Origin of the sequence: Pseudomonas sp. p50(2008) (assembly GCF_015351605.1) — a bacterium.
In the GTDB taxonomy this organism is placed as follows: domain Bacteria; phylum Pseudomonadota; class Gammaproteobacteria; order Pseudomonadales; family Pseudomonadaceae; genus Aquipseudomonas.
Window position 1 is genome coordinate 218,647 of record NZ_JACMYF010000002.1, and the last position, 15,356, is coordinate 234,002.

The 15,356-nt window shown below is 59.7% G+C and carries 14 protein-coding genes; 5 read left to right on the forward strand and 9 right to left on the reverse strand.

Annotated features, from left to right (window positions below; translation table 11 throughout):
* Position 1: 1 nt before the first annotated feature.
* The 9 genes from H7698_RS06080 to H7698_RS06120 all read right to left on the reverse strand — a co-directional run bounded on the left by H7698_RS06080 (position 2) and on the right by H7698_RS06120 (position 9,447).
* Positions 2 to 1,132: a glycosyltransferase family 4 protein gene (locus H7698_RS06080; protein WP_194690850.1), complete on the reverse strand. Its 1,131-nt coding sequence runs from the start codon at positions 1,130 to 1,132 to the stop codon at positions 2 to 4.
* 1 nt (position 1,133) lies between these two features.
* Positions 1,134 to 2,264, reverse strand: coding sequence for a glycosyltransferase family 4 protein (locus H7698_RS06085; protein ID WP_194690851.1), 1,131 nt, complete (start codon positions 2,262 to 2,264; stop codon positions 1,134 to 1,136).
* Positions 2,248 to 3,624: a glycosyltransferase family 4 protein gene (locus H7698_RS06090; protein ID WP_194690852.1), complete on the reverse strand. Its 1,377-nt coding sequence runs from the start codon at positions 3,622 to 3,624 to the stop codon at positions 2,248 to 2,250. The genes H7698_RS06085 and H7698_RS06090 overlap by 17 nt, the downstream gene beginning before the upstream one ends.
* Positions 3,621 to 4,883: an ABC transporter ATP-binding protein gene (locus H7698_RS06095; protein ID WP_194690853.1), complete on the reverse strand. Its 1,263-nt coding sequence runs from the start codon at positions 4,881 to 4,883 to the stop codon at positions 3,621 to 3,623. The genes H7698_RS06090 and H7698_RS06095 overlap by 4 nt, the downstream gene beginning before the upstream one ends.
* Complete coding sequence (locus tag H7698_RS06100) at positions 4,883 to 5,680, reverse strand: ABC transporter permease (RefSeq protein WP_162437625.1); 798 nt, start codon at positions 5,678 to 5,680, stop codon at positions 4,883 to 4,885. Before H7698_RS06100 ends, H7698_RS06095 begins: the two co-directional genes overlap by 1 nt.
* The gene (locus H7698_RS06105) at positions 5,681 to 7,123 is read right to left on the reverse strand and encodes a mannose-1-phosphate guanylyltransferase/mannose-6-phosphate isomerase (protein WP_194690854.1); all 1,443 of its coding nucleotides are present in this window, start codon (positions 7,121 to 7,123) and stop codon (positions 5,681 to 5,683) included. It abuts the gene before it with no gap.
* Between the two features lie 3 nt (positions 7,124 to 7,126).
* A complete protein-coding gene (gmd, locus tag H7698_RS06110) occupies positions 7,127 to 8,098 on the reverse strand; it encodes a GDP-mannose 4,6-dehydratase (protein ID WP_194690855.1) in 972 nt (323 codons plus the stop codon).
* A complete protein-coding gene (locus H7698_RS06115; RefSeq protein ID WP_194690856.1) occupies positions 8,095 to 9,009 on the reverse strand; it encodes a GDP-mannose 4,6-dehydratase in 915 nt (304 codons plus the stop codon). The genes gmd and H7698_RS06115 overlap by 4 nt, the downstream gene beginning before the upstream one ends.
* Before the next feature lie 225 nt (positions 9,010 to 9,234).
* Positions 9,235 to 9,447 (reverse strand): hypothetical protein, encoded by a 213-nt coding sequence (locus H7698_RS06120; protein WP_194690857.1) that lies wholly within the window; start codon positions 9,445 to 9,447, stop codon positions 9,235 to 9,237.
* Here H7698_RS06120 and H7698_RS06125 point away from each other — a divergent pair.
* The 5 genes from H7698_RS06125 to H7698_RS06145 are packed head-to-tail and all read left to right on the forward strand — an operon-like array spanning position 9,437 to position 15,234.
* The gene (locus H7698_RS06125) at positions 9,437 to 11,053 is read left to right on the forward strand and encodes a glycosyltransferase (RefSeq protein ID WP_194690858.1); all 1,617 of its coding nucleotides are present in this window, start codon (positions 9,437 to 9,439) and stop codon (positions 11,051 to 11,053) included. The two genes, H7698_RS06120 and H7698_RS06125, sit on opposite strands and share 11 nt — an antisense overlap.
* Positions 11,047 to 12,351, forward strand: a complete 1,305-nt coding sequence (locus tag H7698_RS06130; protein WP_194690859.1) for a glycosyltransferase — start codon at positions 11,047 to 11,049, stop codon at positions 12,349 to 12,351. The genes H7698_RS06125 and H7698_RS06130 overlap by 7 nt, the downstream gene beginning before the upstream one ends.
* Complete coding sequence (locus H7698_RS06135; protein ID WP_194690860.1) at positions 12,348 to 13,238, forward strand: class I SAM-dependent methyltransferase; 891 nt, start codon at positions 12,348 to 12,350, stop codon at positions 13,236 to 13,238. The genes H7698_RS06130 and H7698_RS06135 overlap by 4 nt, the downstream gene beginning before the upstream one ends.
* Positions 13,235 to 14,392, forward strand: a complete 1,158-nt coding sequence (locus tag H7698_RS06140; RefSeq protein WP_194690861.1) for an acyltransferase family protein — start codon at positions 13,235 to 13,237, stop codon at positions 14,390 to 14,392. Before H7698_RS06135 ends, H7698_RS06140 begins: the two co-directional genes overlap by 4 nt.
* Positions 14,386 to 15,234, forward strand: a complete 849-nt coding sequence (locus H7698_RS06145) for a class I SAM-dependent methyltransferase (protein ID WP_194690862.1) — start codon at positions 14,386 to 14,388, stop codon at positions 15,232 to 15,234. Before H7698_RS06140 ends, H7698_RS06145 begins: the two co-directional genes overlap by 7 nt.
* Positions 15,235 to 15,356: the final 122 nt, after the last annotated feature.

Genomic DNA, 15,356 nt, shown 5'->3' on the forward strand with positions numbered 1-15,356 from the left:
ATCAGGCGTAGGCCAGCGACTTCTCAGCCAACAACTCCTCATACAACGCCGCCCATTTACGGCCCATTTCGTCGGCCGTAAACAACTGCCGATAGCGGGCTTGCGCCTTCACGCCCATTTGCGCGGCCAGCGTCGGGTTTTCCCACAGCGTACGCATCGCTTCTCTAAAAGCTTGTGGATTACTGGGCGGCACCACGATCCCGGTTTCGTTGTTGATGTTGATGTAACTGGTGCCGGTGCCGATTTCACTGGAGATCATCGGCTTGCCAAACATCGCGCCTTCGAGCAGCGAGATACCAAACGCTTCGGACCGCAGGTGCGACGGGAACACCACCGCGTAACTCAACTCCAGCAACGCCACTTTGTCTTCATCACCCAGGAACCCGAGGAAATGCAGATTCTTCAAACCAAGCGCTTTGGCCTGGGCGTGAAGTTCTTTTTCCAGAGGGCCTGCGCCCACGATCACCACGGGATAATTCACTCCCTGCATGGCGTCGAGCAGGATGTGAAGCCCTTTGTAGTAGCGCATCACGCCCACAAAGAGAAAGAACTTGTCACCCAATTGTTTGCGCCAGCGTTCTGTGCGCGCGACATCGGGCTGTGGATAACCTGCCTTGTCCAGGCCGTAGGTGATGACCCGGGTCTTTTCGCGGTAGTCCTTGAGCACATCACTGGTGTGAAAGTAGTTGGGGGAGGCCGCGACAATTCGATCAGCGCTGTCCAGGAATCGACGCATCAACGGACGATAAAGCGTGAGCAGATGGCGTTGGCGAATGATGTCGGAGTGATAACTCACCACGCAGGGCTTTTTGGTGGCGCTTACAAAATGCACCAGGTCCATAAAGGGCCAAGGGAAGTGATAGTTGATTACGTCGGCTTCTGCCGCCAACTCGCGGAACTGTTTGAACACGCTGTAGGAGAAACCGGTGGAGGCCAGTTGAAAATCCATCTTCGCCTGGTGAACCTGGTGCTCGCGTATCTGTATAACGCCCGGCGCCGGGTTGTTGCTCAACGTCAGTACCGTGCTCTCGACGCCGTGGCGAGCGCCACTTTCACTCATCTGGAAGATGACTTGTTCGATACCGCCCATGGAGTCGGGCAAGTAGGTTTTATAAAAGTGCAGAACACGCATATCAGTCTCCCATAGCCTGGCGGTAAGCGCGGGCCGTGACCTTCGCGCAACGCTCCCAGGAAAAAAGCTTCGCTCTTTGCAAACCCGCCTCGCGACAGGCTTGCCAATGCGCCGGGTCATCGATCAACCGGGTCATGGCATCGCGCAAGGTGTCCGGGTCGTCCGGTTCTATGTAGTTGCCGGCGTCTGCGGCGACTTCCGGCATCGCCGAATGGCGCGTCAGAATCACCGGCGTGCCGCTGGCCATGGCTTCCAGCACCGGCAGGCCGAACCCTTCGTACAGGGAAGGGAAGACCAGTGCCCGGGCGCCGGCCAACAGCTGCGCCAGGTCCTCATCGGGCAAGTAGCCGAGCAAGCACACCTGGCCAGCGGCGAGGGATGCACGCAGCTCGTCATTGAATTGATCGCGCTGCCAGCCGGCCATTCCGGCGATCAGCAACGGGAAACGCTGGCGCACGGTTTCCGGAAGCCGGGCGTGGGCACGCAGGGCCAGCGTCAGGTTTTTGCGAGGTTCCAGCGTACCGACGCACAGAAAGTATTCCCGCGCCTCGACGCCATGGGCCTTGAGTACTTGATTGATGGCCTCGGGCGCTCTTGGCCGAAACCGTGCCGACACGCCCAGCGGTGCGACCACAAAGCGTTCTGCCGGCAGTCCGAAACAGGCTTGCGCCTCGTCGGCGACGTACTGCGAGTCCGTCAGAATCAGCCTGGCCCGCTGTACGCCATCGGTCAGTCGTCGTTCGATTTCTCGAAGACGTGCCGGTGGCTGGGTGTCGGGATAATGCAGGTGCGTCAGGTCATGCAGCGTGATGACCGTCGGACCATTGAACGCCAGCGGCCACAGGCTCGGCTCGTGATAAAGGTCGATGCCCTGCGTTTGATTTTGGTCGAAACGCCTCTGTTCCAGCCACCGTCGCGCCTGGTATGCCCCAGGAATTTGTCGCAGCAGCGGCGTCAGGCGCGAGTAACCCGGCATCGCCGCATCGGGCAACACTGAACTCCAGCCCCAGCCATGAAACAGCGCCAGTTCGACATCCGGCTCATGGGCGAGGGCGCTCACCAGCTCGGCGACGTAATGGCCGATGCCGGTGCGCGGGGCCTGCAGGATGCGGGCGTTAAGGGCAATTCGCATGCTGGCTCTCAAGCACTTTCGCTTCGGTGTGCAGGTTACGTTCGATGCGCTCGACCAGTTGTGCACTCGCTTCACGCCAGCTCAGCCACCGCCAGTTTTCAAGGCTGAGGGCCGCAGGAAACTCGCCGCTGCGCTCCATGCCGGTCACCAGGTCCGCGAGGCTTTGCGGGTCGGCGAGATCGAAGTACGCCATGTAGTCGCCGCCGATCTCGCGAAACACCGGAATGTCGCTGGCCATGGCCGGCAGACCTCGTTGCATCGCCTCCACCAGCGGCAACCCGAAGCCTTCGACGTAGGACGGGAACACCAGCGACGTCGCGTGGGAATAGGCGTGCTCCAGGCTCTTGTCCGACAGCCCGTTGAACATGAACAAGCGGCGGTTCAATTCGGGATGCTGGCGAATGCGATCGACCAGGGCCTCGCACTTCCAGCCAATCTTCCCGACGATGCATAACCGTGCCTTGGACCCTGCGGCCCAGGCATGCTCGAACGCGTCCAGCAGGTAGGCATGATTTTTACGCGGCTCGATGGTGCTGACCATCAGGAACACCGGCTCGCGTGTCTTGAACATGTTCAGCAAGCCTTGATCGACGGCCGAGTGGGCGTCGCTCAGGTCGAGTTCGGAGCCGAGGTGGAAGTAATCAAACCAGCGTTGCTCGACCTGCGCCATGCCGACCCGGCGGACCATTTCCTGGCGCACCTGATCGCGGATGGTGGTGGAGATCGCGACATAGCCATCGGCGGTGCGGGCGATCCAGTCAAACCATTCGTTGAACACTTTCACCAGCCCGGCATCGCAAAACTGCGGGTGGGTCAGTGGAATCAGGTCGTAGATCACCGAAACGATGCCGACCCCGTCGCGCTTGAGCTGCTCGGCCAAGGGAAAGAAGTTGGCGTGCCAGGACGAATCCAGCAGCACCAGCTGATCACCGGCACGGTGCTGCAACGGCACGCAGCGCTCAGGGATTTTTTGGCCTCTGAGCGCCCGGTTGAGAAGACGTATCGGCAGGCTCAAGCACGCAAATGCGGCGAGGCGGCAACCCACATAAAGCACCCGACGGGCAAGACGCGATTCACTGAAGGGGCGACGTCTTTCGAGGGTGCGGTGGCGCAGCCAGAACAGATTGGCCATCTGCTCGAGCTTCACCCGCAGCGCCATCAAGTCCATCTTCGGCGACTTCAACGGCGCCAGGCTTTTTACCTCGAACAGCGAGCCATTGATCATCACGACCGGGATGCACTCGCGCCGGGCGTCTGCCGCTGGCAATTGCCGAATCACATTGCGCACGACCCGCTGAATGCCCGAGTTGGCATCAGGGTGTTCAAAGACGTAGGTGCACTCCACCAACAGTCGGGTCATTGCAGCACCTCTGAATCACTTTCGATGACCTTGTCGCTGGAGCGGGTGACGCTGGTCTGCGCTTCCAGCCACGAGCAGCCGACGAAGTCTTCCTGGCGATTGTTGATCACGTGGAACACCAGCCCGTAGTCGCGCCATTCAAAATTGCGGTCCAGGTGCGAGTCCAGTCGCGACAGGCTCAAGGCCACCGAGTAATTACCCTTGCCCAGGCGCATGTCGAAGGCAAAACGGTAGGTCACACGCTCGCCCGCTTTCAGGTCGGTGAGCGCCTTGTCCACACGATGGGTATTGATGCCGTACATGGGTTGGCCGAGGCGGTCCTTGATCATGAAGCCGAGGATCAGCCGCTCGATGTCCTGGCGGACTTCGACCTGCACCTCCAGCACCATCGCGTGTCCGACTTCCGCCACTTCCACCGAGCGACCCTGCGGGTCGAGCAGGCGCACGCTGAGGATGCCGGCTTCACCCGTGCCCGAAATGGTTTGCACCTGCCCGTTGGCGAGCATCTCCTGACGCACCGTCTGACCCTCGCGCTGGGCCAGCATGGCGTTGTAATAGTCCATCACTTCTTCGGGCTTGCCGCGCATGGCCATGCGGCCGTTTTCCAGGAGGATGGCGGTGTCGCAGATCGACTGGATCGCCGAGCGGTCGTGGGACACGATCAGCAACGTGGTGCCGGCCTTGCGGAAGGTACGGATGCGATCGAAGCTTTTGTGCTGGAAGTAGGCGTCGCCCACGGACAGCGCCTCGTCGACGATCAGGATGTCCGGGCGCCGTGCCGTGGCCACGCTAAAGGCGAGGCGCATCTGCATGCCGCTGGAGTAGGTGCGAACCTGATGATCGATGGCTTCGCCGATTTCGGCAAAGCTTTCGATCTGCGGCATCAGTGCTTCGATTTCTTCTACCTGCATGCCGAGCAACTGGCCGGCCATGAAGGTGTTCTGGCGCCCGGTGAAGTCTGGGTGAAAACCCATGCCCAGCTCCAGCAGCGCCGCGACCCGACCTTGCAACTGGATCTCCCCGCAGGTCGGCTGGGTGGTGCCGGTGATCATCTTCAGCAAGGTACTTTTGCCCGCGCCGTTAACGCCAACGATGCCCACCGCCTCGCCGGGCTGGATCTCGAAATCGACGCCCTGCAGGACCCAGTGCAAGTGATGGCGGGTGCGGGAAAACGGCACCATCCATTCGAACAACCGGCTCCAGCGATTCGGGTATTGCTTGTAGGCCTTGCCCAGGCCACTGACGCGTATATGTCCCATCAGAGCTCATCCACCATTTCACCAACACGCTGGCGGAAAAGCCGCAGCCCCATCACACAGAACAACAGCCCGATGACCAGCAGCGGGATCAGCGAGTTCCAGTTTGGCCATTGGTTGTAGAGGAACAGGTTCTGATAGCTGTTCATCAGGGCCGTCATAGGGTTCAACCCGATCAAGCGCTGGATGCCCGGTGGCAGGATCGACAATGGATAAACAATCGGTGTCAGCCAGAACCAGAACTGCAGGCAGATGCCGAAGAACTGCCCGACATCGCGGAAGAACACGTTGAGCACACCCAGAATCATCCCCAGTCCCGCAGCGAACATCACCTGCAGAATCAGCAGTGGCACCAGCGCCAGCAACGCCATGCCGGGCAGGCGTCCGCTGATCAGCAGAAAGCCGAGAAACAGACCCAGGATGATCGCGAAATTGATCCCGGCATTCATCAACACGATCACCGGCAGGCAGATGCGCGGGAAGCTGATTTTCTTCAGCAGGTTGGCGTTTTCCAGAAACATGCTCTGGCTGCGCGTGGTGATCTCGGCGAACAGGCCCCAGGTCAGCAGGCCGGCGCACAGGTAGACGCTGTAGGCCAACCCGTCATCCACACCCGGCAACCGGGCGCGCATGATGGTGGAAAAGATCACCGTGTAGACCACGATCATCGACAGCGGGTTGAGCACGGTCCACAAGGCGCCGAACAGGGAGTTGCGATACCGCGCCTGAAACTCTCTTTTGACGCTGCCGAGGATAAATCCCCGGTAACTCCACAACGATTGGTAAAGATTACGCAGCATTCATACCGTCCGGCCGTATTGATCTTCGAAGCGGACGATGTCGTCCTCTCCCAGGTATTCGCCGCTTTGCACTTCGATGATCACCAGGTCGATCACGCCAGGGTTTTCCAGGCGATGCTTGTGACCCGCGGCAATAAACGTCGATTCGTTCTTGGCCACCAGGTGGGTGCCGGTGCCGTTGTTGGTGACCTTGGCCATGCCTTCGACCACCACCCAGTGTTCATTGCGGTGATGGTGCATTTGCAATGACAGCTTGGCGCCAGGCTTGACCACGATCCGCTTGATCTTGAAGCGCGGGCCTTCCTCGAGCACGGTGTAAGTGCCCCATGGCCGGCTGACCGTACGGTGCAGCCGATAGGCTTCGTGCTTTTTATCCTTGAGCTGCTTGGCCACCCGGCGCACATCCTGGGCACGGTCGGCGTGGGCGACCAGAACCGCGTCGGCGGTGTCGATGATGATCAGGTTTTCCACACCCACCGCGGCAACCAACCGGTCTTCGCTCTGGACGAAATTGTTGTGGCTGTCGATGAAAATGGCTTCGCCGGCGGCGCGGTTGTTTTGCGCATCTGCCGGTACCAGCGCGGCGACGGCGCCCCAGGAGCCAATGTCGCTCCAGTCGAAACGGGCGGGCACCACGACCACTTTCTCGGAGCGCTCCATCAACGCGTAGTCGATGGAAATGTCCATGATCTCGGCGAACAGCGTAGGTGACAGTTCCTGTTGCAGGCTTGAGCTGGTTTCCACCGGCACGCTGGCGGCCATGCAGGTTTTTGTCTGTTCCAGCAGCGCGGGGGCGTGGATCTCGAGTTCAGCAAGCAGGGTGGCGACCGAGAAGCAGAACATCCCGGAGTTCCACAGGAAGTTGCCGCTTTCCAGATAATGCGTTGCGGTTTGCAGGTCCGGTTTCTCGACGAAGCGCTGCACGGTGGCCGCGCCTTTTTCATCCAGTATCGTGCCGGTCTCGATGTAGCCAAAACCGGTTTCCGGAGCGGTCGGCACCACGCCAAACGTCACCAGATGCCCGGATCTGGCCAGCGCCACGGCATGTTCGACGGCGAGCTTGAAGGCTTCTTCGTCGACGATCAGGTGGTCGGCGGGCATGACCAGCATGATCGCTTCGTCACCGTGCAGCGCCTGCAGGGAGAGGGCGGCCGCGGCGATGGCCGGGGCTGTGTTGCGGCCTGTGGGTTCGAGCAGAAAGTGCCCGCGATGCCGGCCCAGTTGTGCATCCTGATAGTGATCCTTCGTCTGGAAGTAATAGTCGCGGTTGGTCACCGTGACGATATCGCCCCAACCGTCGAGCAGGCTGGCTGCGCGCCGATAGGTCTTGCCCAGCAAGGATTGGCCGTCGGGCAGTGTCATGAAGGGCTTGGGATGGCCCTCACGAGAGACTGGCCACAGCCGGGTACCTGCACCGCCGGAAAGAATCACGGGTATCAGCATGGCCTACTCCTTGGCGACGCGTTTCATGTCCGCATCCATCATCATGCGGATCAAGGTATCCAGGTCGGTTTTTGGTTTCCAGCCCAGCACACGCTGCGCTTTGGCCGGATTACCAAGCAGTACTTCGACTTCGGCCGGGCGGAAGAACGCCGGGTCGATTTTCACGAAGTCACGGTAGTTCAAGTCGACGTGTTCGAAAGCGATCCGACACATTTCACGCACGGTCGTGGTCACGCCTGTGGCGACCACGAAGTCATCGGGCTTGTCCTGCTGCAGCATCAGCCACATGGCTTCGACGTAATCGCCGGCAAAACCCCAGTCGCGCTTGGCGTCGATGTTGCCCAGGCTCAGTTCGTGCTGCTTGCCCTGCTTGATGCGGGCGGCGGCATCGGTGACCTTGCGGGTGACGAACTCGATGCCGCGCAGTGGCGACTCGTGGTTGAACAGGATGCCGCTGCTGGCGTGCAGGTTGAAGCTCTCGCGGTAGTTCACCGTGATCCAGTGGCCGTACAGCTTGGCAACGCCGTAAGGACTGCGAGGGTAGAACGGTGTGTTTTCGTCCTGCCGTTCTGCCTGGATCAGGCCGAACATTTCGCTGGTTGAGGCTTGATAGAAACGTGTGTTCGGGCTGAACTGGCGGATCGCTTCGAGCAGGTGGGTGACACCCAAACCATCGACGATGCCGGTGGTGACGGGTTGATCCCAGGAGGCGGCGACAAAGCTCTGCGCTGCCAGGTTGTACACCTCGTCCGGGGCCGACTTGATAACCGCGCGCTGCACCGAACAGGCATCGGCCATGTCACCGTCCAGGTAAACGATATCGGCCTCGACCCCCATCTCACGCAAACGCCAGCGCGAATCGCTGCTGCGACGCGCTACCAGGCCATGGACTTTATATCCTTTGTCCAGCAGCAGTTTGGCCAGATAAGCGCCATCCTGGCCGGTGATCCCTGTGATCAGTGCACTTTTTGTCATTCTTGTCTTACCCGTTTCTCCCAGTCGGACAGGATCGCCCGCAGGGTTTGTTGTGTTGTGATTTCAGGTGTCCAGCCTGTGGTCTGGACGAGCCTGGCAGGGCTGCCGCACACCCGACGCTGATCCGCGCGGCGTAGTCGTGCAGGGTCTTGAATCAGTTGAATGTCGACCTGGGCAAGGTCGCCCAATTGTTCGATCAAGCTGCGGATGCTTTGCTCACGGCCCGAGCAAATGTTGTAGACCTGCCCCGGAGTGCCTTTTTCCAGCAGCGCCAGGTAGGCCGACACCACATCGCCCACGTCGAGAAAATCGCGGGTGACGTCGATGTCACCGACTTCCAGTTGCGGGGCTTGCAGGCCTTGCTTGATCCGGCTGATCTGGCGCGCGGCGCTGGCAATGACGAAGCTGTCTTTCTGGCCTGTCCCGATGTGGTTGAACGGGCGGGCGACCAGTACCGGCCAGCCTTCACTCAAGCCCCATTGCAGGCTCAGGAATTCCGCCGACAGTTTGCTCACGGCATAAGGGTTGCGCGGGCAGGGCGGTTGCAGTTCGGTGATGGGCAGTTGGTTTTCGCTGACCTGGCCATAGACATCACCGGAGCTGACGTACAGAAACGTGCCGGTGAAGCCTCGGGCCTTGAGGGCCTGGAGCAGGTTGAGCGTGCCCAGCAGGTTGATGTTCAGCGTGCGTGCAGGATCACGAAACGCTTCGGGAACGAAGGTCTGTCCAGCGAGGTGAATAACCGCATCGGGCATTTGCGGCCACAAGCCTTCGAGGCTTGTCGGCTCGCTGAGATCGTATCGGCAAGGGACAGACAGAAGCTCCCAATCCGAGGTATTCGCCAGCAGACGCGATTGGATGTGTTGTCCTACGAATCCAGTCAGACCCGTAACGAACAGACGCTTTTTCAAACAGCAGCCCCTTGGTCATACATTTCGGCCATTCCCCATTGGCTATACGGAGATGTCTGAAGGACCGTGTGGCTTCCTTGGTCCAAAGACAGGCGAAATGATTTGTTGTAGTTGTTTGGTAGCCAATCTGTGCCAATTGCGCGGCAATTTCAACAAGTCCATCCGTGACCGGTCAGTTCTCGTTAGCGTAGCCCTATTTATTCTCGCCGGGCGGTTCACGAATCCTCAACGGATGTGTTTAGAATGCCCCTCGCCATGATTATCCAGAGCTCGGTAACGCCACTCTGAAATGGCGAAAAACTGACCACTAAAACAAGAACGAAGGCGGGCATGAAGACGATGGGCGAGGACAGCAACGCTGGCCCGATCCGTGGCTTCACCGTCATAGCGTGAGGTTGCCGGGATGGCGATTTCACCGTGGGATGCCATGAATTTCATTCTTTACTCCGACGTCAACGATAGCTCCATCAGCCAGAGTCTCGGCCGGCCGGAATACAGTTACTACTTTGTGCTCAAGGCCTATCGACCGCTGTTCGAAAGCCTGGGGCAGGTTCATGTCGTCTCGTCGCCCGCGGACGTCGATCCGCTGTTCCGGCAGCTGCAACAGGCCGGTCAGGACAGCCTGTTCATTTCGTTCTCTCCCCCGCACAAGACCCCCACCAATCTGCAATGCCCGATGGTGTGCGTGGTCGCCTGGGAGTTCGACAGCATACCCGCCGAGTACTGGGACAACGATCCACGCCACGACTGGAGCCAGACGTTGGCGCGGCTGGGCCGGGTAATCACCTTGTCCACCCACACCGCCGAAGCCATCCGCCGAACATTGGGTGAAGACTTTCCGGTGCTGGTCTTGCCCACGCCATTGTGGGAACGCTTTGCCGATATCCGTCAGCAGTATCCGGGTACGCCGATCAATCCTGGCACCACGTTGCAAATCAAGGGCTGTATCCTCGATAGCCATTCAATGGGCTTGTCCGCCGATGGCCTGATTGCACCGGTTGTCGACGTACCGCTACCGGAAATCGTAGAACCAGAAGTTGAGCCTCCGGCACCGCCCCCTCTCACCGTTCGGCGGCGTCTGTTCATCACCCGGCACTACATGCGTGAAGCCTACCGGGCGCTGTCGGCCGAGAGTGAGCACTCGGTGCCGTACCTGCTCAAACACAACCTGCTGATGTGGTACCGCGAAGCTGTACGTGATCTGGTCCCGGACGCTGTGCGTCCATTGCTGGCCAGGCTCCGGAGGTCGCCACCACCGCAGGCACTTGATCCGGAACCGGTGGAAGCACCGATCATCGAAGTGCTCGAAACGCCGGAACAGACGTTGCCCCCTGCCAGTGAAACGGTCGAGATCGAAGTCAGTGGCGTCGTCTATGTCAGCGTGTTCAACCCGGATGATGGTCGCAAGAACTGGCACCACCTGATCACTGCATTTTGCTGGGCGTTGCGTGATGCGCAAGACGCCACGCTTGTGTTGAAGATGACCCACAACGATCTGTCGACCTATTACGTCGAACTCATGACTTTGCTTTCGCGGCTGTCCCCATTTGCCTGTCGTGTGGTGGTCATGCACGGGTATCTGCAGGACGAGGAATTTGCCCGGCTCTATGGCGCGGCGAGTTTCTACGTCAACGCTTCACGCTGCGAAGGCCTGTGCCTGCCATTGATGGAATTCATGTCCTGCGCCCGACCAGTAATCGCGCCGGACCACACGGCAATGCGCGATTACATCGACGACCGCGTGGCCTTCGTCGTCAAATCCAGCCAGGAACCCACGATCTGGCCGGAAGATGCACGCATCCTCTATCGCACCTTGCGCCATCGCCCGGACTGGGGCTCATTGAAAGCCGCTTACGAGGACAGCTACGCCATGGCCAAACATCGGCCAGAGGCTTGGCACGCCATGGCTGAAGCCGCCAATGAGCGCATGCGCGAGTACTGTAGTTTCGCTCCCGTGCAGCAGCGTCTGGCGCAATTTTTCGGCAAGTCGCCTGTAAGCGAAATCACCCCAGCGGTTGTCGAAGCGGGAACTGCATCATGCTGATCATCATTCATTCGGAAACCAACAAGAGCAATATCCAGCAGAACCTGGGACGGCCCGAGTACAGCTATTACTTCGTCCTCAAGGAGTTTCGGCCGGTGCTGGAGCGACTGGGGCAAGTGATCGAAGTCAGCAACCCGGACGAGCTGGTTGACCGGTTGTATTTCGATTGCCAAAGCAGGGGCGAGGACTGCGTGTTCTTGTCTTTCTCACCGCCGCACCTCACGCCGACTCACTACGCGTGCCCGACGATTCCCGTGTTCGCCTGGGAGTTCAGCACCATTCCCACCGAGAGCTGGCAAGGAGAACCCAGGCATGACTGGCGAGTGGTGTTGGCGTCCAGCGGCACGGCCATCACCCATTCAAGTTACACCGTGAACGCTGTCCGGAATGCGATGGGATCTGACTACCCGATCAGCGCCATTCCGGCGCCAGTCTGGGATCGCTTCGCTGCGCTGGGCGAGCAACTGGAAAAGCGCCCGGTCGCGCAGGACATCCGTCTTAATCTGCGAGGGTTGCTGATCGACAGCCGCACCGCAGACGTTCGGCCTTACGGGCCTGAACGCTTGCGTGAGGGTACCCCCATCGTTTTTGACGGGCCGCCGCTTGATCATGAGCTGCTGCTTGAGGGAGTGATCTACACCTCGGTGTTCAATCCGTATGACGGGCGCAAGAACTGGAAGGACATGATCAGCGCGTTCTGCACCACGTTCCGCGACGTGCCGGATGCAACCCTGGTTCTCAAGCTCACTCACCATGACATCGCCGACGCGCTGAACGACATGCTGCACCACGTCTATAAAAATCAGTCCTATCAGTGCCGCATCGTGCTGATCCATGGCTATCTGGCGGATGTCGATTACGAACGCCTGGTCGAGGCCACCAGCTATGTCGTCAATTGTTCCTACGGTGAAGGGCAATGCCTGCCGCTGATGGAATTCATGTCCTGCGGCAAACCGGCGATCGCTCCCCTGAACACCGCCATGGCCGACTACGTCGACAGCGAGAATGCGTTCATTGTCGACTCCACCGACGAGCTGACCGCCTGGCCCCACGATCCCCGAGTGGCTTATCGCACCTTGCGGTACGTCACTGACTGGGACTCGCTGTGCTCGGCCTATCGCGCCAGCTACGACGTCGCCAAACACGACGTCGAACGCTATGAAAGGATGTCGGCCCACGCGGTCCACAGGCTGAAGGGCTTTTGCAGTCAGGCCAGCGCCGAACTGCGTCTGAAGGCGTTTCTTGAACAGTTGCTGGAGCATCGCAAATCGCCTACCTCGCACGTGTCCGGCGCATGATTCGGCGTCTGCTGGCAAAGTGGCGACCCGCGCCGCCGGCGCCGTTGCCCGTGGCAATTCCCGACAGTCCTGTGTCGCCTCGTGATGTCGGCTTGTACGATGCGATGCTCGATGGCTGGTTTCTCGGTGACAACGGCGAACTGCTCAAGGGCTTTGCCATTACCGCTGATGACACCTTGCTCGATGTTGGTTGCGGCGAAGGCGTGGCGACGTTGTTTGCAGTGCGCCAGGGCGCGTCGGTGATTTTCACCGACAGTGAACACGACAAGGTTCATGACCTCGCCCGGCAAGTGGAAGCGCAATCGGACAAACCGAATCTGGGCCTCGTCAGTAACAGTTTGCCGTTGCCGCTGGCCGACGGTTGCGCGAGCAAAGTGGTGTGCATGGAAGTGCTTGAGCACATCGATCAGCCAGAACCTTTCATGGCGGAACTGGTGCGGATGGGCCGGCCCGGTGCGCTTTACTTGCTGAGCGTTCCGGCGCCGGTGGGTGAGCATCTGCAAAAGGGCATCGCTCCGGCCAGCTACTATCGGTCCCCCAACCATGTGCAGATTTTTACCCCCGAGCGGTTCGCTGCCCTGGTCGAAGAGGCCGGCCTGGTGATCGAGCATCGTCAAGCCACCGGGTTTTTCTGGGTCATGGGCATGATCTTTTTCTGGGCCAGTGAACGGGCCGCCGGACGTGATGTGGGGGGTGCCGTGCGTGACCGGATTCAGGCGCCGTATCCACCGCTGATGGAGAGCTGGGCGAAGACCTGGCAAGACCTCTTGGTTCAACCCAACGGGCTGGCCATCAAGCAGATGCTCGATGAGTTCATGCCCAAGAGTCAGGTGATCATCGCTCGCAAGCCACTGGCGACCGAGACTGCGTCCAGGAGGACGTCATGAGCAACGAAAAACGCATCATGGACATTGAGCTGCTGCGCGGTATTGCGGTGCTGGGCGTGTTGTTTCATCACTTGCAGGACAGTCTGTTTGCCGCCAGCGTACCGTTGCTGCAAGCCATCACCCTGTACGCCCAGCCTTGGTGGGGCGTCGATTTGTTTTTCGCTATTTCGGGCTTCGTCATCGCGCGCAGTCTGATACCGGCATTACAGGGTTGCAGCACCCGTCAGGAGTACTGGCAGCAGACGCGTAATTTCTGGTTGCGACGGGCGTTTCGCTTGTTGCCGTCGGCGTGGCTGTGGCTGGCGCTGATGTTGCTGGCGTGTATTTTTCTCAACCGCTCCGGTGCGTTCGGCACGCTGCACGCGAATCTGCAGGCGACGTTGGCGGGGGTGGCGCAGTACGCCAATTTCCGCTTCGCCGACAGCTTCTACCACTACGAGTACGGCACCAGTTTCGTGTACTGGAGCCTGTCCCTGGAAGAGCAGTTCTACTTGCTGTTCCCGTTGTTGATTCTGGTGTGTCGCAAGCATCTGGTCTGGGCGTTGCTCGCCTTGGTCGCCGTGCAGTTGTTCACCTTGCGCACGCCGATATTGATGGTGGTCCGAACCGACGCTTTAGCCCTTGGCGTGCTGTTGGCGATGTGGAGTTCGCAGCCGTCATACCTGCGCTGGGAACCGGCATTTCTGCGTCGTCCGTGGGCCGGGTTATCGACGTTGATAGGGGTGTCGTTGGCGCTCAGTTTCATGGCCACCGACCGCTTCACTTTCACCAGTTACCGCATCGGTGTGATTGCGCTGCTGTGTGCGCTGCTGGTGTGGATCGCTTCCTACAATCGCGATTACCTGATGCCTCGCGGGCTGTTCAAGAACCTGATGACGTGGGTCGGTAGCCGCTCTTACGGGATCTACCTGATCCACATTCCGGCTTACCTGCTGGTACGTGAAGTGATTTTCCGTTTGCAGGCCGCGAACCTGCCGAGCCTGGCGGGCCATCCTGTTTTGACATTGCTGATTGCGTTCGGCCTGATCGCGCTGTTGAGCGAACTCAACTATCGCTTCGTCGAAATGCCCATGCGTAACAGAGGCGCCTCGCTGGTGCAGCGCTTGAGCCTGTCCCGAACCGCCGTCCCTTCCTCTGGAGCTACCTCATGCTGAGCCTTTTAAAGAAACTCACGGCGGGTACGCCCGCTCCCGTGCCACCGGTTGTGGCACCCGTCGTGCCCGCACCGGAGAATGTTGATCCATACATGCTCGGCTTGCATGACGCGATGCTCAGTGGCTGGTTCAATCAGGAAACCGGCGAACTGTTCACCGGTTTTCCGGTGACGCCCGAGGACACTTTGCTGGACGTTGGCTGCGGTGACGGCGGCAACGTGCACTTCTGCGCAATGCGCGGGGCGAAGATCATCATCGCCGACATCGACGCGTCCAAGGTCGAAGCAACGCGTCAGCGACTGAGTGATACACCGGCTCGGGGTGTTGAGTGCCACGTCACCGACTGCAACCCGCTGCCTATCGCCGACGAGACCGCCACGCGCGTCGTGTCGACTGAGGTCATCGAGCACGTTGACGACCCAGCGCAGTTTCTCGCTGAACTGGTGCGTGTTGGTAAACCCGGTGCGCTGTATCTGCTCAGCTGTCCGCACCCGAGTTCCGAAGACCTGCAGAAAGACATTGCGGCTCCTGAGTATTTCCAGAAGCCCAACCACATTCGCATCATCAGCGAAGAGCAGTTCAAAGCCATGGTGAGCGACGCTGGACTGGAGGTGATCAGTCACAGCCAATACGGGTTTTACTGGTCGATGTGGATGCTGTTGTTCTGGGAAGCCAAGGTTGATTTCAGCAACGCTGACCATCCGTTGCTCAATCACTGGGCCGATACCTGGCAGGCCATTCTCGCTTCGCCAAGGGGCGCGCAGATCAAACAGGCACTGGATGCCGTGGTCGCGAAAAGCCAGGTGATCATTGCGCGCAAGCCCTTGGGAGAAAACCTGTAGCCGCCTGCTCGTTATGAATAACTTGTAGCAGCTGCCGAAGGCTGCGTTCGAGTGCGCAGCCGTCGTCAATTTCAAGTATCGCGAGATCCCTTTAAACTGAGCATCAAGATTCGCGACTGCTG

Coding starts and splice junctions, on each gene's coding strand:
- H7698_RS06080 (WP_194690850.1), bottom strand. CDS start 1,132: ATGCGTGTTCTGCACTTTTATAAAACCTACTTGCCCGACTCCATGGGC.
- H7698_RS06085 (WP_194690851.1), bottom strand. CDS start 2,264: ATGCGAATTGCCCTTAACGCCCGCATCCTGCAGGCCCCGCGCACCGGC.
- H7698_RS06090 (WP_194690852.1), bottom strand. CDS start 3,624: ATGACCCGACTGTTGGTGGAGTGCACCTACGTCTTTGAACACCCTGAT.
- H7698_RS06095 (WP_194690853.1), bottom strand. CDS start 4,883: ATGGGACATATACGCGTCAGTGGCCTGGGCAAGGCCTACAAGCAATAC.
- H7698_RS06100 (WP_162437625.1), bottom strand. CDS start 5,680: ATGCTGCGTAATCTTTACCAATCGTTGTGGAGTTACCGGGGATTTATC.
- H7698_RS06105 (WP_194690854.1), bottom strand. CDS start 7,123: ATGCTGATACCCGTGATTCTTTCCGGCGGTGCAGGTACCCGGCTGTGG.
- gmd (WP_194690855.1), bottom strand. CDS start 8,098: ATGACAAAAAGTGCACTGATCACAGGGATCACCGGCCAGGATGGCGCT.
- H7698_RS06125 (WP_194690858.1), top strand. CDS start 9,437: ATGAATTTCATTCTTTACTCCGACGTCAACGATAGCTCCATCAGCCAG.
- H7698_RS06120 (WP_194690857.1), bottom strand. CDS start 9,447: ATGAAATTCATGGCATCCCACGGTGAAATCGCCATCCCGGCAACCTCA.
- H7698_RS06130 (WP_194690859.1), top strand. CDS start 11,047: ATGCTGATCATCATTCATTCGGAAACCAACAAGAGCAATATCCAGCAG.
- H7698_RS06135 (WP_194690860.1), top strand. CDS start 12,348: ATGATTCGGCGTCTGCTGGCAAAGTGGCGACCCGCGCCGCCGGCGCCG.
- H7698_RS06140 (WP_194690861.1), top strand. CDS start 13,235: ATGAGCAACGAAAAACGCATCATGGACATTGAGCTGCTGCGCGGTATT.
- H7698_RS06145 (WP_194690862.1), top strand. CDS start 14,386: ATGCTGAGCCTTTTAAAGAAACTCACGGCGGGTACGCCCGCTCCCGTG.